At 69.1% G+C, this 17,222-nt stretch carries 23 protein-coding genes and 2 pseudogenes; 14 read left to right on the top strand and 11 right to left on the bottom strand.

Annotated features, from left to right (window positions below):
* Positions 1–10: 10 nt before the first annotated feature.
* Together OG207_RS43760 and OG207_RS43755 are read left to right on the top strand one after the other, a co-directional pair.
* Complete coding sequence (locus OG207_RS43760) at positions 11–229, top strand: hypothetical protein (protein WP_329107346.1); 219 nt, start codon at positions 11–13, stop codon at positions 227–229.
* Between the two features lie 235 nt (positions 230–464).
* Positions 465–1,850 carry a tetratricopeptide repeat protein gene (locus OG207_RS43755; RefSeq protein WP_329107344.1) on the top strand — a complete coding sequence of 462 codons (1,386 nt, stop codon included), beginning with the start codon at positions 465–467 and terminating at the stop codon, positions 1,848–1,850.
* A 73-nt stretch (positions 1,851–1,923) separates the two neighbouring features.
* Here the strand turns inward: OG207_RS43755 and OG207_RS43750 are convergent, their stop codons facing one another.
* From OG207_RS43750 to OG207_RS43745, 3 genes and pseudogenes are all read right to left on the bottom strand, one after another.
* Complete coding sequence (locus OG207_RS43750; RefSeq protein WP_329107342.1) at positions 1,924–3,093, bottom strand: HEAT repeat domain-containing protein; 1,170 nt, start codon at positions 3,091–3,093, stop codon at positions 1,924–1,926.
* A gap of 6 nt (positions 3,094–3,099) precedes the next feature.
* Positions 3,100–3,222, bottom strand: a pseudogene (locus OG207_RS44235) (hypothetical protein); the annotation flags it as partial.
* 236 nt (positions 3,223–3,458) lie between these two features.
* A complete protein-coding gene (locus OG207_RS43745) occupies positions 3,459–4,019 on the bottom strand; it encodes a hypothetical protein (protein WP_329107340.1) in 561 nt (186 codons plus the stop codon).
* 79 nt (positions 4,020–4,098) lie between these two features.
* Here OG207_RS43745 and OG207_RS43740 point away from each other — a divergent pair, with 79 nt between their 5' ends.
* A complete protein-coding gene (locus OG207_RS43740; protein ID WP_329107338.1) occupies positions 4,099–4,581 on the top strand; it encodes a MarR family winged helix-turn-helix transcriptional regulator in 483 nt (160 codons plus the stop codon).
* Positions 4,582–4,692: 111 nt separating this feature from the next.
* Positions 4,693–4,926 carry a hypothetical protein gene (locus OG207_RS43735; RefSeq protein WP_329107336.1) on the top strand — a complete coding sequence of 78 codons (234 nt, stop codon included), beginning with the start codon at positions 4,693–4,695 and terminating at the stop codon, positions 4,924–4,926.
* Between the two features lie 589 nt (positions 4,927–5,515).
* On the opposite strand, the gene OG207_RS43730 is transcribed toward OG207_RS43735, so the two are convergent.
* A complete protein-coding gene (locus tag OG207_RS43730; protein WP_329107334.1) occupies positions 5,516–5,929 on the bottom strand; it encodes a hypothetical protein in 414 nt (137 codons plus the stop codon).
* Positions 5,930–6,329: 400 nt separating this feature from the next.
* Between OG207_RS43730 and OG207_RS43725 the strand changes: the two genes are divergently transcribed.
* The 3 genes from OG207_RS43725 to OG207_RS43715 all read left to right on the top strand — a co-directional run bounded on the left by OG207_RS43725 (position 6,330) and on the right by OG207_RS43715 (position 8,714).
* The gene (locus tag OG207_RS43725) at positions 6,330–7,151 is read left to right on the top strand and encodes a helix-turn-helix domain-containing protein (RefSeq protein WP_329107332.1); all 822 of its coding nucleotides are present in this window, start codon (positions 6,330–6,332) and stop codon (positions 7,149–7,151) included.
* A 52-nt stretch (positions 7,152–7,203) separates the two neighbouring features.
* On the top strand, positions 7,204–7,488 hold the full coding sequence (locus tag OG207_RS43720) for a hypothetical protein (protein WP_329107330.1): 285 nt from the start codon (positions 7,204–7,206) through the stop codon (positions 7,486–7,488).
* 677 nt (positions 7,489–8,165) lie between these two features.
* A complete protein-coding gene (locus tag OG207_RS43715; RefSeq protein ID WP_329107328.1) occupies positions 8,166–8,714 on the top strand; it encodes a hypothetical protein in 549 nt (182 codons plus the stop codon).
* A gap of 2 nt (positions 8,715–8,716) precedes the next feature.
* Here the strand turns inward: OG207_RS43715 and OG207_RS43710 are convergent.
* A pseudogene (locus tag OG207_RS43710) lies at positions 8,717–9,486 on the bottom strand (IS481 family transposase); the annotation flags it as partial.
* Between OG207_RS43710 and OG207_RS43705 the strand changes: the two are divergent.
* Positions 9,428–9,631: a hypothetical protein gene (locus tag OG207_RS43705; RefSeq protein ID WP_329108320.1), complete on the top strand. Its 204-nt coding sequence runs from the start codon at positions 9,428–9,430 to the stop codon at positions 9,629–9,631. The pseudogene OG207_RS43710 and the gene OG207_RS43705 sit on opposite strands and share 59 nt — an antisense overlap.
* A gap of 19 nt (positions 9,632–9,650) precedes the next feature.
* On the opposite strand, the gene OG207_RS43700 is transcribed toward OG207_RS43705, so the two are convergent.
* Positions 9,651–10,376 (bottom strand): dienelactone hydrolase family protein, encoded by a 726-nt coding sequence (locus tag OG207_RS43700; protein WP_329107326.1) that lies wholly within the window; start codon positions 10,374–10,376, stop codon positions 9,651–9,653.
* Between the two features lie 460 nt (positions 10,377–10,836).
* On the opposite strand from OG207_RS43700, the gene OG207_RS43695 reads away from it, so the two are divergent.
* Complete coding sequence (locus tag OG207_RS43695; RefSeq protein ID WP_329107324.1) at positions 10,837–11,010, top strand: hypothetical protein; 174 nt, start codon at positions 10,837–10,839, stop codon at positions 11,008–11,010.
* A 170-nt stretch (positions 11,011–11,180) separates the two neighbouring features.
* On the opposite strand, the gene OG207_RS43690 is transcribed toward OG207_RS43695, so the two are convergent.
* From OG207_RS43690 to OG207_RS43675, 4 genes are all read right to left on the bottom strand, one after another.
* Positions 11,181–11,816: an SMI1/KNR4 family protein gene (locus OG207_RS43690; protein ID WP_329107322.1), complete on the bottom strand. Its 636-nt coding sequence runs from the start codon at positions 11,814–11,816 to the stop codon at positions 11,181–11,183.
* 389 nt (positions 11,817–12,205) lie between these two features.
* Positions 12,206–12,616 (bottom strand): RidA family protein, encoded by a 411-nt coding sequence (locus OG207_RS43685; protein ID WP_329107320.1) that lies wholly within the window; start codon positions 12,614–12,616, stop codon positions 12,206–12,208.
* A gap of 216 nt (positions 12,617–12,832) precedes the next feature.
* Positions 12,833–13,252 (bottom strand): hypothetical protein, encoded by a 420-nt coding sequence (locus OG207_RS43680; RefSeq protein WP_329107318.1) that lies wholly within the window; start codon positions 13,250–13,252, stop codon positions 12,833–12,835.
* 250 nt (positions 13,253–13,502) lie between these two features.
* The gene (locus OG207_RS43675) at positions 13,503–13,973 is read right to left on the bottom strand and encodes a hypothetical protein (RefSeq protein ID WP_329107316.1); all 471 of its coding nucleotides are present in this window, start codon (positions 13,971–13,973) and stop codon (positions 13,503–13,505) included.
* Between the two features lie 116 nt (positions 13,974–14,089).
* Here OG207_RS43675 and OG207_RS43670 point away from each other — a divergent pair, with 116 nt between their 5' ends.
* Both OG207_RS43670 and OG207_RS43665 read left to right on the top strand, forming a co-directional pair.
* A complete protein-coding gene (locus tag OG207_RS43670) occupies positions 14,090–14,356 on the top strand; it encodes a hypothetical protein (RefSeq protein WP_329107314.1) in 267 nt (88 codons plus the stop codon).
* A gap of 13 nt (positions 14,357–14,369) precedes the next feature.
* Positions 14,370–14,540 (top strand): hypothetical protein, encoded by a 171-nt coding sequence (locus tag OG207_RS43665; protein WP_329107312.1) that lies wholly within the window; start codon positions 14,370–14,372, stop codon positions 14,538–14,540.
* 110 nt (positions 14,541–14,650) lie between these two features.
* Here the strand turns inward: OG207_RS43665 and OG207_RS43660 are convergent, their stop codons facing one another.
* Positions 14,651–15,211 carry a hypothetical protein gene (locus OG207_RS43660; RefSeq protein ID WP_329107310.1) on the bottom strand — a complete coding sequence of 187 codons (561 nt, stop codon included), beginning with the start codon at positions 15,209–15,211 and terminating at the stop codon, positions 14,651–14,653.
* Positions 15,212–15,283: 72 nt separating this feature from the next.
* Here OG207_RS43660 and OG207_RS43655 point away from each other — a divergent pair, with 72 nt between their 5' ends.
* The 3 genes from OG207_RS43655 to OG207_RS43645 all read left to right on the top strand — a co-directional run bounded on the left by OG207_RS43655 (position 15,284) and on the right by OG207_RS43645 (position 17,030).
* A complete protein-coding gene (locus tag OG207_RS43655) occupies positions 15,284–15,967 on the top strand; it encodes an IS110 family transposase (protein WP_443072852.1) in 684 nt (227 codons plus the stop codon).
* A gap of 178 nt (positions 15,968–16,145) precedes the next feature.
* Positions 16,146–16,616, top strand: coding sequence for an SDR family oxidoreductase (locus OG207_RS43650; protein WP_329107308.1), 471 nt, complete (start codon positions 16,146–16,148; stop codon positions 16,614–16,616).
* A 234-nt stretch (positions 16,617–16,850) separates the two neighbouring features.
* Positions 16,851–17,030 (top strand): DUF6480 family protein, encoded by a 180-nt coding sequence (locus OG207_RS43645; RefSeq protein ID WP_329107306.1) that lies wholly within the window; start codon positions 16,851–16,853, stop codon positions 17,028–17,030.
* Positions 17,031–17,222 lie beyond the last annotated feature (192 nt).

Here is a 17,222-nt window from a genome sequence, read left to right as displayed (position 1 = left end):
CGGGGCGGGGGTGAACTCCACATCCGTGCCGCCGCAGCAGGCCGCGATGTCCAGCAGCCGGTCCCGCTCGGCCTCGTCGACCGCGAGGCCCCAGCAGAGCTTGATCGCGATCCACTCCGCGCCGTACCGACACAGCGCATCCGGCGCCGGCGGCAGCCACTCCGCCAAGTCTCGGTCCGCCTCCAACCGGTTCGAACGAGCCGTCACCGCGACCAGCGAGGAGAGCTGACCTTGGTCATTCGCGTATGCCTCACGCCGCGCCGCACGACGCGCCGCCGTCCACCCGAACGCCCCAGCTGGCGGAGAGCGTCATTCGAACCATGCGGCATTCCACGCGCCTCGACCGGAGAGAGGCCCCAGCCTCGCCTCTCTGCCGCACAGACCAGCTCACGATCGACCTCGGCGCCCACCCCTGCACCCCGGCTCAAAACCGTCATGTCGGCGGTGGTTTCTAAGCTGTCCCCGTGAACGTTGAAGATCTTCAGTGGCAAGCAGACAACTGGGGTGGAGTCCCACCACAAGTGGTGGACCTCCTCGTGGAAGGTGGGCACCTGGATCTCGTGGTGGAGGCCGCCGACAGGCGCGGGGACTGGTTCTGCGCACGAGGCGCGGCACGTGAGCTCTGTACCACAGAAGAATTCGAACGGGCCTGGGCCGTGATGAAGCCGTTCGCGGATTCCGGCTGGCTGCCTGCTCTTTCAGCGGGTGCCGACATCTTGGTCCGGTGGGGCCGGATCGATGAGGCACTGGCCTTGGTGCGCCCGGACGAAACGGCGTGGCAGGCAGTCGAGGCGTGCCGTGCCTACGCCGAAGTCCTGGTGAAGACCGGGTGTGTGGACGAGGCGATCACGGTCCTCGAACCTCACCTGTCGGACGGTCGGATACCACGGTCTCTCGTAGAGATGACCGAAGGGCAGGGTAGGGACGACCGAGTCCTGGCGCTGCTTGTCCCGCTCGCGCAGGAGGCCAGACGCGTGCAAACCCAAGGCGGATCGCACAGGCACTGGGAAACCTTGGACTTGCAGGCCGAGGTCTTGGAGAGATCAGGGCGGGTCGACGAGGCGATCAGCGTCCTCGGCACCGACGTGGCCGCCCGCCGGTACGGACCCCAGAACACGGTCGAGACCTACGTGGGGCTCCTCGCCCGGCACGGACGGATAGAGGAGCTGCACCGAGCAGTCACCACTGGTGGCCATGCACGCGAGGCACTGCGTCCCCTGGTGGGGGCGCTCCAGGACGCAGGACGGACGGGCGAGGCCGAGACCTTGTTGCGCGAACTCATCGCCGCCACCGACTACCCGGGTAGCTGCCAGTCCCTCCTCATGGATCTGCTAGCCGGACAGGACCGAATTGACGAGGCCGTCGAGGTAGTACGCCCCACCTTCGAGGACCCTTGGGAGGGCCTCCTGTATGTCGCGGTGCGCATGCTCGCCGAGAACGGCCTCCAGGAACGGGCATTGCGACTCCTGGATGAGTGCAGCCAGGACTTCCTCGAAGAGACGTACTGGGTGCCGTCCACTCGATGGTGGTTGATGGGAGAAACCGGGCGATGCCGCGAAGCCATCGCGGAGGTCGCAGCGGATCCCGACCTGTATGCCGACGAGCGGGACATCACCATCGCCTCGCTGCTGGCACAGGACGGCAGATCAGACGAAGCAATGGAGCTGCTCCGCACCCATCCAGGACTCACGGCAGCCACAGACCTCGCCAAGCTGCTGATCAGGCAGAACCGCCCCATCGATGCCATCGCTGCCATCCCCAGTGCCGCCGCCCAGCGGGAGCACGCTCGACGGCGCTGGAGCACTCCCAACAGTACGGAGGCCGATTCCATCGACGGGCCGCAGCTTTAGGGCCCGTCGGCAACGCCGCACGCAAAGCTGGCGGGGAGCGTCATTCGAACCGTGCGGTATTCCCGGCTCTGGATCAGCTGACAGGCACAGGCGGGGATGTCCAGCGGTCGTCGCGACGCCATTCGTAACGCCACACCGCTTCGAGGTAGCCCTCTTCTTCCAGGGAACCGCGCTGCGGCGGGCCGAGAAGGCGTGCTGCTTCCACACACCGTTCATCGTCGTGGAGGGCAAGCCCGTAGACGGCGGCCAGCCGGACCAGACGGTTCGTGTCGTCCAGCACAGCAGCCATGGCGTCCGCGAAGTTGGGATCGTGGTCCCTGCCCTCGGCAACCACGCAGCATGCGGTCTTCCGTACCACCGCGTCCGGATCGGTCATCAGCCGCAGCAACGCCGTGCGAGCATCGCCGGAAAAAGCCGGCGGCGAGGACCACTCGCTGAACCCCTGCGCGACCGCACGCCGCACCCCGGCATCAGAATGGCCGGCGTGAGGCAAAAGGGCCACCTCCGCGCGGGGGTCGATGTGCTCCCCAAGAGCGACCAGCACCTCGGTGAGCACGGCGAGGTCCGTCTCCTCGGCCGACCATTCGGTAAACATGTTCAGAGCGGGACCAGCGAACGCGTCCTCGTCGCTGGGGTCGAGCAGATGGGTAACCCGGAGCACCTCGGCACCGAACAACCGGCGGGACGGGTCCGGGTTCGTGCGCAGCGCTGCGGCAGCTGTCCAGGTCGCCTGGTCGCGTCGGCCGGCCAGCAGGAGGGTGACCCCGCCCCATGTCGGGTGGTTCTGGTCGGCGATGGTCAACGCGCGATCCATCAGATCCTCGAACGACGTCCGGACCCCGAGCAGGTCCTCGACGTACGTGAGGATCGCCCCGTGGCCGTCCCGCACGGTCGTGCCACCAAGGGTGCACTCGTCGACCCTGTTGTACTCGTCGTCTTGCACCTGCCTACGGACGACGGTATCCCGGGAACCGGTGCGGCGCCTCAGTTCGGCCTCGACCCCCGTCTCGTGCCAGCGGCGGGCGAGGTCCCGCGCCTCCAGGAGTTCAGATTCGGGATACCTGCCCCGGATCCTGTGGTCCAGGAGCGCCTCGAACAGAGCGGGCGAACCCGAGTCGACCGCCTCACGCAAAGGGATCAGATCCTCGGGCCCGCTCCGGCCCGAATCCGCACCGTACTGGAGCAGCAGTTGGGCGATGTGCCCGGCGTGCATCCGGACCGCCAAGCAGAACGCGGCGTCCACGCAGTCGGAGTCGCTGTTCTCATGGAGAAGGATCCTCACCAGGTCCGTGTCCCCGGCCTGGACCGCGGAGATCAGGGCGGACTCGCCGTCCACAGCATTGCTCGTACCCACACCCGTACTCACGCCCATGGTCCTGTTCCCCCTCAGCGTTCTCGCAGCTCAGTGTAGATCTGCCGAATCGGCCCGACGGGGCGGATAATAGCCGGCACGGCCTGGCGGACTTGCCTGACGACTGAATCAGGGCCCGGGGTGTGGAGGCCCGTCGGTAAGGGCGCGCCGGCGTCTGGTGCGCGAAGGTTCGGCGTGGAACATGGCGTTCTGGGATGGCGAACAGGTCACCAGGCCCAAGGCCGATGTGCTGCCGATCAGACCTCCAGCAGCTGCCGCAACCGGCAGGCGTACCACGCGGTCGCCGCGCACACCGCCACGTAGATGACGACACCCTGGAGAGCGAAGTTGACGTAGTGGAACTCCCACTGCGCCGCCCCCGGCTCGCTGCCGTACAGGGGGTTCTCCCAAATGTACGGAAGGAACTGGGCAACGAGCCCGCCCAGGAGCTGGGCGGCGATGTAGAGGACGGTCAACTCCCCCAGGCGCCGCAGCCAGGCCCGTCGGTCAGTACGGATCAGGGACCGGACTCCGGCGAGCGCGGTCCCGGGCTGCCACCGCGGGCCTGCCGGGGCGACCCGGGCGCAGACCACTGGCACCAGGACCACGGCTGCGATGACGAGCCCGACGAGGAGTGCGTTCAGCAGTCCCGCCGTGCTTTCCGAGCTGACCCGGCTGCGGCCCTGGGGCGCAAGGAGCACCGCCAGGATCGGCAGGTGGGTGATGAGGGCGGCGAGGTACACGCGGCCGAGCAGCGCGGCCGAGGGCGGACCGAGGCGATGCGGGCGCGAGCGGGTCGGTACCAGGGGGGTGGTCATGCGGCTGATCCCATCACATCCTTTCACTTTGGTGAAGTAGTTTTTTTCACCAAAGTGAAAGACTTGTACGCTGGCCGGCATGAGTACCGAACGGGACGGCGCCGCGCTGGGCCACGAGCTCAGCCTGTGGGTGGTGCTCTACCACGAGCAGCTCGCGGCCCGCCTGCACGTCAACGCCACCGAGCACAAGGTGCTCGGCATCATCGCCCGCACTCCCGGCACCACTCCCGGTCGGCTCGTGGGTGAAACCGGCCTCAGCAACGCTGCCATCACCAAGATCATCGACCGGCTGGCCGCGCTCGGATACGTCGAACGCGCCAGGGATCCCGGCGACCGCCGCCGGTTCACCCTGACCGCCACAGCCGCGCACCGCCGCGTCCTGGGTGCGGCCATGGCCCCGATGACGGCGGGGATGGCCGAAGTGGTGCAAGGCCTCGACGAGTCCGAACTGGCCGCTGTCGGCCGCTGGCTCACGGGAACAGTTGCCGTCATGCGCGAGGCCGCCCTCGCCTTGGCCGAGGAGAATCGCAGCGGTGATCCGAAGGAAGCGGCTAGCCCCTGACGGGGTGCACAGTGACGCGGGATCTGGAATGCCGCACGTCTCGAATGGCGCTCCCCGCCAAGTGGCGGGTACGGCTGGACCACCGAACGCCGGCGCCGCTACGCCAACGACTTGGGCTCGGACGTCACCCTCGTCGGCGTCACCGTCCGCTCCAATCGTCAGAAGTCCGACCAGGCCCCGGCCACCTGGACGCCGATGCCCGCGGTCCACTGCCGCTACCTCGGCGAATGGGTCACCACCAAGCACCGCTGGGGCCTCGCCGTCGACCCCGCCGAACGCGAGGCGCTCCTGCGGTACGCGGCCGGCTGCCCCAACGCCCGGATCACCTTCGAACCCGCCGTCTGACCCACAGGGCCGGCCGCACCGACGGCCACCGCCGGCGTGTTGATCTTCCGGTTGCTCGCGTCCGCAATATCGGTGGGAACCCTGGAGCACCGCCTATCGGTCGGAGTCGTTCGACCGGGAGCGGTGCGACAGATCGTCGATGTTGGGATTCACCTGCCGGGGGCACGTGGGTACTGGTGGGTGTGGAGCCGTTGGGGGCCGGGGTCTTCCTGCTCGGTGCCGCCGTCGGCCTACCCGGCAGAGCGGTCGCCGTACCGACCGTGTTGCCTGGGCCAGCCGGTTCGTGAGCGCGACGGTAGGTGGCTGGGCCAGCCTCCGGAGACGCGGACCAGGGCGCCATTACGGAGGGCGTCGCGCCCCGTACGACCCCAGCGTCGACTTCGTCCGTGTCGACGACCAGACCGCACCCGCCGCGCAGGACGCGCCACCCCACTCCCGTGCTGGGCGGAGCGGGGTCCTGCGATCACCTCTGGGTCCGGCACCGCTATGCACGCCATGCGCCTAGGCGCAGGCGTGACGCACTCCTGCCCCTGGCCATAACTGCAGCTGCAGGCGCGCTGCCCCCGCAACAGAACCCGAGCTCTTCGTGTCAGGTTCGGCCCTGCTGCTCCACGACGAGCTCGCCGCCGGGAGCCAAGCGCGAGAGAACCTTGGCATACACCGTGGTCGCCGCGGCGAGCACTGTCGATACGACCGCCAGCGCGAGGATGCCCAGAAGCGCTGGCCACTGGCGCAGCTCGGCGTCGCGGCAGGTCATGCTGCCAGGCCACGGCTCGACCAACGGGCCGCGGCACAAACTGCTGCTCCCCCGGTGCGACGGTGTCTCCGGACCGTAGTCGGCGACCATGAGGAAGACGAAGAATCCCCAGACCGCCATGGCCAGGAGCATCCACGCGATGGACCACCGTTCGATCCGGCGGGCGTCCCGGCGGGCCTTCTCCGCCCGCCCCGATGCGCCATCTACGGGAACGGACCCCTCCAGGGCCGTCTCTTCGGCTGCCACGTCTTCCCCCTCCGACCTTCGATAAACGAAACGTCAGTTCATCACACCCCGCCTGCACGCCCCGACCGCCCGCCCATTGAGGTTCCATCACCAGACCGGCGTTCCGCCATGCAAGGTTGACATCCGCTTCGTACAGAGGCTGGTCGCCGATCGTCGCCCAGTCGAGCGGGTATTCGGCGGCGCCGCGCCAGCCGTGCCGCAGGCGCAGGTCGCGCGGAGGGCTTCGGGCGCGGGGGCGGGGGCGGGGGCGGCGCAAGCGGCCGTCGTAGGCCGTCCAATGCGTCGTCGACGGCACGTTCGGACTGCTCCCGACATCGACAGTACAGAGGTCCTGGCTCTTCACCGCCGATCAGGGGCCGCCATGGCGCATCCACAGCCGTAGCGTGGGGGAAGTGAGCCGGTGGATCTCAGGGCTCCGGAAGTGCGGGCCACGGCCCGCGACGGGAACTACGGTCGCGTCATCGAACTGGCCAGGACGTCGGCGCAGCTGACGCAGCGGCAGGTCTGCGGGCTGTCGCAGCCGGCGGTGTCCCGTCTGGAGCAACACGGAACGAGCGCCTACCGCATGGACGTCCTCGCCCGGGTGGCCGCCCGTCTACAGATCCCGCCGCCGCTGGTCGGACTCGCCGACCAGCACGCGTTACAGGACGGATCCCAGGACGTGGAACGCCGCAACCTGCTCGGGTTCGCCGTCGCGGCGGCGGCCACTACTCCCCCGTCGGCACCGGCCGATGCCGACGGCGGTCAGAGCGCCGCCCTGCGCCTGAACACCACCGCGTTGCGTCGGCTGGACGGCTCGGCCCCGTCGCGGGAGCTCTCCGAGAGCATGCACGCCCATCTGAGGCTGATCCAGTCCGTGAGCCGTGATGCCCGCTCGGACGCCCACCGGGCACGGCTGGCCGCGGCCGGCTGTGAAACCGCGAGCCTGGCCGGGTGGCTGGCGTGGGACATGGGCGACCACGGGTCCGCCCGCACCTGGTACGGCTCCGCCATCCGCGCCGCCCGTACGGCGGGCGACCCGCCCCTGGCCGCCTACCAGATCGGCAGCCTCGCGCAGTTCGAGGCCCACACCGGAAACGGCCCCAGGCCCTCAGCCTCGCCGCGCGGGCGCGCGAGGTCCTCGGACCGCAGCGCCCGCCGGTCACGGACGCGTGGCTGTCATCCGTGGAAGCCCTCTCGCACGCCGCCGGCGGCGACGGGTCCGCTGGGGACCGGGCGTTGACCCGATGCCGATCGGCGGCCGAGGCTCTCCCGGCCGACCCGCCTCCGTGGCCGTGGGTGTTCCGCTTCGGGCCCGAGAAGGTGGCCGCGGCCCGGGTCGCCTGCGGGCCAAGCTGGAGCGGCCGGACTGGGTGCTGTCCGCCGAGACCGAGGCGCTCGCGGGCGGTACCGATAGACAGGGCGCCCTGATCGTCCTGGACCTGGCTGCCGGACACCTCGCGGCCGGCCGGATCGAGGCCGCATTCGACCGGTCGGGGCGGCCCGCTGCCGTCACGCTCTCCTCCCCACCAAAGGTGGTGCGACAGTTCGACGAGTGCCTGCACGACGTCTACATGTAGCGAACGAAAGAAGGGGGTTGGGTATGGGGGTGGGGATCGCCGGGCAACGGGGCCTGAAAGCCGAGGTCGACGCACAGGTGCAACGCTCCTGGAACAGGACGTCCGCGAGTTCCCCGCGGGAGAGCTCATTGCGGTGTCCTGCACCGCGGACGGCCCCGATGCGTGGTGGGCGGAAACCATCCTCGCGCACGGCGGCCGCCTCGAAGCCGTGGTCCCGGCACACGAGTACCGGCAGAACCTGCCCGAAGCCCACTGGCCCGTCTACGACCGCCTCCACCACGCGACCATCGAGGTCCACCACACCGGCATGACCACCCCCGACTCCACAGCACACATGGCAGGCAGCGAAGTTCTCGTCGGCCTCTCCGACCTCTTCCTCGCTGTCTGGAACGGCAAGCCGGCCTGGGGCTACGGCGGAACCGCCGACGTCGTCGCCTGCGCCGAACGCACCGGCACCCCGTACGCGTGCTCTGGCCGACCGGAGCAACGTGGTCGGAGCCGGGGTGGGCTCCTTGCGCGTTCGGGGCGTGCCGGACGCGTGCCCCCGTCAGGATGGTCGGAGCCCTCTCTCGGGACCTGTGACGCACAGGAGGAGCGCCTTGACCGCGAGGGGGGCGATCTTCCGAATGCACGAAGGGGGCGTCGTGGGAGCTGGTTGGACTGGGCTACTGATCGCCATGGTTGGCGTGGTGGGCACACTGGGGGCCGCGCTGCTGACGCAGAACCGGGCGGACCGAACCAAGCGAATGGAGCTGCAGGCCGCCGCTGAACAACAGCGTGAAGAGCGTGGTCATGCCGAGGAGCTGCTCCGCGCCGAGCAGGCCAGACAATGGCAGAGCGAGAGCCTCGAACGACGCCGCGCCTGCTACGTCGCGCTGAACACCGCTTCGCGCCAGTACCTGACTGCGATGACCCGCTATGCCCACGCACTTCGATGCGGCGCGGACGTCGACACGACCCGGGGGAACTTGGAGACGGCCAGGCTCTCCTACCGGGACATCTACGCAGAGTCTCAGATGATCGTTCCGGGTGCAGTGTTGCAAGCATCGAACACAGCCAAGAGCCACATGAACGCTGCGTACGGCAAGCTCAAGCGGTACGGTGCGGAACCCTCCGCGTACCTGGAAGAACTCGGCTCCCTGGAAGATGAACTCCACCAGGAGGTCTGGATCCACCTGGGATCGCTGAAAGTGGCCATGCGCTCTGACCTAGGGATCGACGACTAGGTTTATTGCCCAGTGAGGCTGGGGACGCGGCTGGCGGGTGGTTTGCCTGCGAGCGCGGTGTGTCCGCGGTGGCGATTGTAGGAGTGCAGCCACTGGGGAACGCTTTACGTCGTTCCTGCGCTGATCGGTAGGGGCGGGCGTAGGCCCATTCGTCGAGCAGGGTGCGGTTGAGGCGCTCGACCTTGCCGTTGGTCTGGGGGCGGTAGGGCCGGGTTCGCTTGTGGGTGATCCCGGCCGCTGCCAGGGCATCGCGCCAGGTGTGGGATTTGCAGCAGGAACCGTTGTCGGTCAGGACGCGTTCGACGGTGATCCCGACGCTGGCGTAGTAGGCATGGGCCCTGCTCCAGAACGCGGTGGCGGTTTCCTTCTTCTCGTCGGCGTGGATCTCGCTGTAGGCGGGGCGGGGGTGGTCGTCGACCGCGGTGTGGATGTACTGGTAGCCGACGCCGGACTTGGTCTTGCGGCCCGCCGGTCGGCCCAGCACCCTGTGGCCCCCGCCATCGGGGATGTTCGCGAGCTTTTTGATGTCGACGTGGACCAGCTCGCCTGGGCGTTCGCGTTGGTAGCGGCGTATGACGCGGCTGGTGGTCCTGTCCAGATGTGTCAGGCGGGCGATCCGGTAGCGGACCAGGACACGGTGAAGGGTGGAGGCGGGCACGTTCAGCAATCCGGCGATGCGGGCCGGTCCTCACCAGCGGGTGAGACGGACGTTGATGATCCGCCGTTCGGTGCGGGTCGCCGTCCGGCGAGGGCTGTGGTGCGGGCGGGAGGAAGGCCTGTCCCCGCTCAAGCACCGTAACCTGCACCTGCTCGGCCGCTACTGCGTAACCGCCTCCACCCCGGCCGACGGCGCCCGGCGGCCGTTGCGAGACCCGGACGCGCCCGAACTGGACGAGGGCGACAACGGGCAGGAGTGAGCATCAGGAGCCGATCGGATCAATCCGTGATCGGCAGACACTCGGCGAGCAGGGCGACGATGTCACGCCAGGCTCGCTGTGCGTGCCGTGGGTGGTAGCCGACGCCGGGAGGCACGGTGTGGTCGACCGGTGGGTGGTGGAAGGCGTGAAGGGCTCCCCCGTAGACCGTGAGGCGCCAGTCGATGCCCGCGGCCTGCATCTCTTCGGTGAACGCGACCCGTTGCGCGGGCGGCATGATCAGGTCTTCCGAACCGACCCCGGCCCACACCGGGCAGCGAATGCGTGCCGCCTCGCCCGGTCGGCCCGTCGTCAGTGCGTTGACCGTCCCAATCGCACGCAGGTCGACGCCATCGCGACCGAGCTCGAGTGCGACTGCGCCCCCGGTGCCGTAGCCGACGGCGGCGGTCCGGTCGAGGTCGGCCCGTGGTTCGGCGCGCAACACGTCGAGCGCTGCGTGACCGATGTCTCGCATCCGGTCAGGGTCGGCGAGCAGCGGCATGCACCGGGCCAACATTTCCTCTGGGTCTTCCAAGTAGCGTCCGCCGTGGAGGTCGAAGGCCAGCGCCACGTACCCCAGCTCGGCCAGAGCCTCGGCCCGGCGGCGCTCGACGTCGCTGAGCCCCACCCCCTCGGGTCCGATCAGGACGGCGGGCCGAGGCTCGGCGCCGGCCGGGAGCGCGAGGTATCCGATCATCGTCAGGTTGTCGGCCGGATACTCGACCGTACGGGTGGTGACCGTCGTCATGGGACTGAACGGTAATGACTGTTGCGCCCCCATCGGGACGGTGTTCACCGATGGCAGATAGCAGATAGCAGATAGCAGTCTGTGCCGACTACGTCACCCGGACGCGTCGGCGGCCTGTTGGCCGACAATGGCAGGCTCAAGCGGTCAGCGCATCACCGCTGTTCAGGAACCTCCGCCCGGGTCCGCGGCTACGTCGCCGACATCACCACGACCATCGCCCCCTGGCGGCCGGGAGAAGCCCGTCGCCGAGTTTCTCCACCGGGCCCGTACGGAGCTGGTCCTGGTCTCGTGAAGCGCAGCAGACATCGCCGGCGTGATGCCACTCGCCGACCGCGCCGGGCACAGCCGCGGCAGCGGCAGCGGCACCCCCAAGGCCTCCGTCAGTCAATCCGCCGCCACCCCGCACCCATCGGGCCCCGCAACGCCGCCCGCACCTGCTCCGGGTCCGGAGCCTCCGCCAATGCACGCGACCACCGACCCCGCCCGACATCACCGGGAGGGACCGGACCTGAACCGGTCGCCCACCGCCACGCCGCGTCCGTACCCGCTGCCGAAGCCCTGGCTGCGCAGCTCGGCCACGCATGAACAGGGCTCCGTGTGGCTCATGGTGGCCCTCACGCAACGTCGCCTCTGAGCGGGAGCCCCGTGGGCCCGTCCCCGAATCCTCCGATACCGGGCCCGTAGGCGCATGGCGTCCGAGCGCAGGATGGCGAAGATCTCGAGGAAGAAATCTCGGGCTATGCCGGAGGGCACCGGGGCGACAGTCGGCGGTGCCCGGGTTGCTTCCCAGGGGATATCAACTGTTCATCCCCCCTGAGACGTCGGGGCGGGCGCGAGAGAGAGTCCGTTCAGTTCGGTCTCGCCCTCGGAGGACCACCACAGTTCGCCGTCAGTGGTCAGGAACGGTGCCCACGGGCCGACCGTGCCCCCGTGGTCGAGTACGTCCGCTACATCGTTCAGGTAGGCGGAAAGCGACGGCCATCCGTCGGCGAAAGACGCCGTTTCATCATGAGCCGCGCTTCCTACCCGGCCTTGCTGTGGGCCCTCGCGCATGTCGATCACCTGCGAGTCCCCGTCACTCTGGGCCCACGGGATCCACTGCGGATGCCACCAAGGCTCGCCGCCCTCCTCGTGCGGTTCGCAGAGGTCCGGGTCGTCCCCTGCGATCTCCACGGACATGCGCCAAAAGGAGACGATCTCGGCGAGAGGTATCGGGGGCTGCTCCGGAAGGATGTTGGCCCAGCTGACGAGCCCGTCATGACACCCCAGCGATTCCAGCAGGTCTTCGGGGAAGCGAACGGCCATCTCGACTTGCACCCTCTCGACCTCGTCGGGATTGGCAGGAGGAGCGAGAAGCCGGGCGGAGGCCGGAGCGTGTGTGCGAAGCCAAGCATCAATCCGGGCCCATGACGCCCGAACTGTGGAAGAGGTGAGGGACATGGGCAAAGTCTGGAGCATCGCTCTGACAATGAGTCGGTGAGGCCTGGCCATGTCCTCATCGGCGGCGGTGAACCGGGCCCGGTGTACTTCGAGGTCGGGAACGGCCCGAACGTGCCCACCGCGACGCACTGGTCGACCTACGACGGCCGCCACCGCCGGCCAGGCGCCGACGCACTCCGGGCAGCGTGCGCCTGCGGATGGCGCGGTGTCGCCGAGTACCCGCTGGACTGGGATGCGAGCGCGCCCTCCCGGACCGACCCCTCGTCGGCGCCGTGTCTCCGACGGTGCGGCCCTGCACCCAGCACACCGCCCTCGGCCGCCGCCCGCGCCAATCCGGCTCCCGCTTCCCTGCGCCGTGGGCGCGGTTCGATACCTGGAGACGAAGAGCCTCAGTCGGGCAGCGCCACGGTGAGGTCCACTTCAATGAGCTGCCCCGTGAAGCCTAGTTGTGCAACACCCAACAGTGTGCTGGCGGTGGTGAACGCCGGCCCCAGAGCTGAGTCGGTGAGCCGACTCCAAGCGGAGCCCAGAACGCCCCTGTCGTCGCTCCGCACATAGATCACCGAGCGCACCACATGTTTCGGCTCGGAATCGACGGCAGCCAAGGCAGCGAGTGCGTTTGCGACAACCTGGTCGACTTGCGCCTCGAGCGATCCGGAACCGACGAGGGAACCACTCCGATCGAGAGGGCACTGCCCCGCGAGGTAGGCCGTACGACCGGTCTCGACCACGGTGATGTGGTGATAGCCGGGCGTCTCATGCAGCTGCGCAGGGTTGATACGAGTGATCTTCGCAGTCATGCTCACGAGTTTGACCGGCTTGCTGCCGGTGCGCATCGCGATTTTGTTCCACCGGGCAACACTCGCGGCGACCAGAAAGTTGAAGAACGAGCTCAGCGGGTCAGGGACACGTCCTCCTTCTGCTTCAGCAGCGTGGCATGGGCAAAGGGAATCTGGTGGTCGGGGCGGTTGTCGTGGTCGTTGTCGCCATAGAGGAGAACGTCCTGGAACGGGTGGTCAGGGACTGCTGGAGTACGCAGACGTCGGCGGCCGCCCACGCCAGGGCCGTTTCGAGGTCGCCGGTGAGATCGTCCAGGGCTGTGCCGTCGTCGGGGGCGCTGAAGTCGTCCTCCTCGGCCGGCCGGCGGCCTCGTAGGCGAGGGCGGCGTAGGTGTCCAGTTCACGGGGGTGCAGACGGCGGCCGCCGATCGTGGCGCTGGCCGCCTTGCACTCGTCGGCGTGCGCGTCGTCGGAGTCCGCGTCCGACGCCCAGACCCGCTCCAGCTTCCACTCCCGGCGCGGCGGGAGCGCGGCTATTTGCTGCTCCAGTGGGGACAGGACCTCGTCGGCAAACTGGGCGTAGTAGGCGGCGGAGTCGAACCGGTGGACCTCAAAGTCGGGTGCCCAGGCCAGCAGTGGCCGGTCCAGCTTCCGCAAGGCCTGCAGAGTGAGTTCCCGGTCGGTGGGAACCACGGCATCACGCCCTGAGTCGTGGCCTGCGCTTTCTGCGTCTCCAGTCCCATCCGCATGACTGCCGATCTCACCGCCCACCCGCCTACCGAATGGCACAGTGCCTGAACTTCACCGGAACCAGAACGGCCGGGCACCGGTCCTGGTAGGGGCCGCGACCGTGGCCTCGGCTCAGAGATGGGGCGATCGCGTCGGCCGGACAGACGGTGGGCGTCCCTCAGGGGTGACGATGGCTGTTCGCGTACCGGCGGGTGGCGGTCTCGCTCGCACAGAGCGCGGTCGCGACCGTCTCCATCGGGATCCGGCCGGCCTGCACCGCCGATGCCGCGTCCGCACCCACTCCGGCGATCAGGTACCTCAGGTCCGCGAGGGCCTTCAGTGTCACGAGCAGATCCGTCACCGCCGCGGTCTCCAGGTTCTGTGTCAGGGCGGTCAGCAGGGTGGTGACAGGTTCGGGGAGGGGAACGGCGGCGTCGCGTACCACGGTGAGGTGGGCCTTGAAGTCCGTGATCGGCCCGGCCAGGTCGACGTCGGCCTCGTACAGGGGCGTCTGGTCGTCGAGCACGGTCCAGTCGAGCGAACATTCAGCGGCGCCGCGCCATCTGCACACGCAGGCACCGCGCAGGAGGGCGGCCTTCGGGCGGCCGAACCAGCCGTCGTACGCGTGCCACGCCGTCTGAGACGGCATGTGCGCGCCGCTGCCGACGTCGAAGTGCGCCGGCCCCGGCTCGCTGCCGTCCTCCAGCAGAACCCCGACCGAGCCTGTGTGCGCCGTTCCCTGGTCCTCAGCGGCTGATCCACGCCTTGCACAAGCCCGGCTTCGACCGGGTACGCGTCATGGACCGCATCGGGCTCGCCGCCGCGCTCTTCGACGAGGGCGAGGCCGAACGCGGAGCCCACCCCGCCCAGCAGGCGCTCGACGACGCGGCCAGAATCGACTCCACCCTGGTGACCTCTCGGCTCAACACACTGCTGCACGCGGCCCGCCCGTACAAGACCACCGCGGTCAACGACCTGCGGAACCGGGCGAGGGATCTCACCGCCGCGCGTCCGACCACGGTCGCGGCCTGAGACCATCGAGCACATGGCCAAGCACCGCCGCCCGCCGCTGGACATCCACCGGCGCCACCGGCCCGTGCAGGGCGGCGCCGGCCACCCCTGCCCCGACGAGCCGCGCGTCCTGGAGGAATGGGACGGCTTCGATCACGAACCCGTCGGCCAGCCCCGAATCTCGCGGCGGCTCGGGAGTGGGTGAACGAACTCCACGTCGGCAACGGCCCGGCCACGTGATCACCTTTTCGGCGGTGCTCACGACTCCGTATGCCGGGCCGGTCCCAGTGGTAGAGACAGTGCGCAGCGTTGCCGTCATCTGTCCTGCGCGGTCAGAAGCATGACGAGGGTTTTGGGGCGGGTGGTGCCCAGCGCGACGGCCACCGCTTCAGTGGACATGCCGTCGTCGCGGACAGCGGCGGCGGCCTCCCGCCCGACCCGGGCGGCGATCCGCTCCACCACTCCCACGGCGCGCAGCGCGGCCAGCGGTTCGGGCAGCGGCACCGCCTTGTCGCGAACGAGACACAGACGGGCGGTCCAGTCCGAGAGTGGTCCGGTGAGGTCGAGGTCCGCCTCGTACAAGGGGCGGTCGCCGACCGTCGCCCAGTCCAGCGGGTACTCGGCGGCCCCGCGCCAGCCGCACGCGCACACCGCACGGAAGGCCTCGGCGCGCGGTCGACGCGAGCGGCCGTCGTAGGCCGTCCAGTGCATCGTCGACGGCACGTCCGGGCCGCTCCCGATGTCGAAGTACACCGGACCCGGCTCAACACCGCCGATCAGGACGCCCGCCGCGCCCGCGTGCACGTCTCCGAACTCCACCGTCCACCAGTCCCACTCCACCAGCACACCACCCTTCGACGCGTTCCTGCCGGCCACTCTGCCCCGCCCGCACTCCCGCCCACCCGCCGGGGAATCCAACAACGCATTCAGTAGACCCGCCCGCCCGCTGTGGTCAGCAGCAGCCCAAGGGATTTCGACGCGCCCAGAAGGGCCTCGGACACGAACGGACTCAACGCAACCCCCGCACCGGAGCATTTACCCCAGCGACAAGAAGGTCTTCGACAAGCCGATGCCCAACAGCAATCCGGAACTGCGGGCCGTCTTCGTCAAGCTCAAGGCCAAGTTCGCCACCGTGCTGGTGATCGTGGACCGCCCGCATCGGTCAGAGCTCTGCCGTTGCCCGTCGCCCGGAACGCGGGCTGCGAAGTCGCCTACCTGCCCGGACTAGCGATGCGGCGGATCGCCGATCTCTATCCGGGCGAGGCGCAAACCAATGCGAAGGACGCCCGGTCATCGCGGACGCCGCCCGCACCATGCCGCACGTCCCTGCGCTCGCTGGAGCTGACCGACGAGATCACCGCCGAGATCACGGTGCTGACCCGGCTTCGACCAGGGCCTCGCCGCCAAGGCCACCCGCGCCAGCAACCGAATATGCGGCCTGCTCGCCCAGTTCCACCCCAGCCTCGAGTGCGCGCTCGGCCCGCGACTGGACCACCCCGCCGTCACCTGGCTCCTCGAACCCCGGGCACGCGGGGAACCGGGTCGCCGCAATCCCCACACGGCTTCGCGAAGCGGGCAATTCGATGCACAAACACTGCAAGTTGTCGTGTAGGCCGGTGGTGGTCAAGCTGATTACCTCGGAGCTGGACCTTGACCTCCGCTTGGAGGGCTCATGCTCCGACGCCACGAGTTGCCCGTGCGTCTTCAGCTTCCTGATGGCCCTGTGTCACGACCTGCGGAGAGGCAGCGGTCTCCCGTCCTCGGATCGACGCCTCACACTCAGGGCCCATTCGACTCCTGGAGCGCCAAGATGATCACTTGTGAGTCCGAGGCACGGCTGTTGCTGGTCGGCGCGACCGGAGAGGTGGGCCGCCTGGCGGCATGGGAGCTGCTCGGCCGTGGCGCCCGCCTCGCGCTCGCCGGGCGAAATGAGCGGGGCCTTTCGGAGCTGGCCGCACTGACGGGCTGCCCCACCCACGTGCTGGACGCCTACGACCTCGATGCCTGCGCCGAAGCGGGTCCTTGGGCGCTGTCCGCGCTCGGCCGCCTCGACGGTGTCCTCGTGACCGTCGGGGTCGCGGGCTTCGGGCCGGCCGCCGAGGTTCCGAACGCCGCCGCCGAGCATCTGATGACCGTCAATGCCCTGTGCCCGATGGCCGTCCTGAGAGGTGCCGTATCCGCGGTCCGTGATGGCGGCTTCCTGTCGCGGCTTCGAAGTCGGCCTTGGCATGCTGGCTCGGCGTCCTGGCACGAGAGGTTCGCAAGCGGCGCGTCGCCGTAGTGGACGCTCGGCTTCGGCATCTGGATACCAGCTTCGCTTCTCGCGCCATAGTGGGCAGCCCGCCACCCCTTCAGCAGGGCGCCGACCCCGCCCTCGAGGTGCACGCGCTTGTCGACGATCTTCTCGGGCGCCTTGAGGATCCCTCGACACCTCGGATCTCGGCCGCTCCACAGCGGGTGGGATCGGCGACACCGTCCGCTCGACCCAACTGAACTGACAGCCACGGGAGGAATCATGTCCATACCGAAGGTACCGCCGGAAGAGACACCGGAGGTGGAGGGCTCGATAGCCTCTGCTCACCAGGAGCGTCCGGACGGAGGGCTGTGGGAGCATCCCTGGGCCTTTCTGGGCCTCATCGCCTTCGGGGCGGTGATGGTGGCCGCCTTCTTCGTCGTCCGCATCGTCGGCTGGTGAACGAAGACCCATCGCAACGGTCTACCGGCTGCCCACTGTGATGCCCCCGGAGGGCGATCGCAGATGCACTCCACACGGTACGAGGGGCCCCGGGCGCGGGGCGATCGCCGCCCGAGGGAGATCCCGTCGCTGAAGACCTGGTCGGCGGAACGGGACTCCAGTTCCCCGGTCGTGGCGGCGACCGGGGCGACT

The sequence above is a fragment of the Streptomyces sp. NBC_01439 genome (assembly GCF_036227605.1).
Taxonomy (GTDB): domain Bacteria; phylum Actinomycetota; class Actinomycetes; order Streptomycetales; family Streptomycetaceae; genus Streptomyces.
This window is presented reverse-complemented; position numbering and strand designations above follow the sequence as displayed.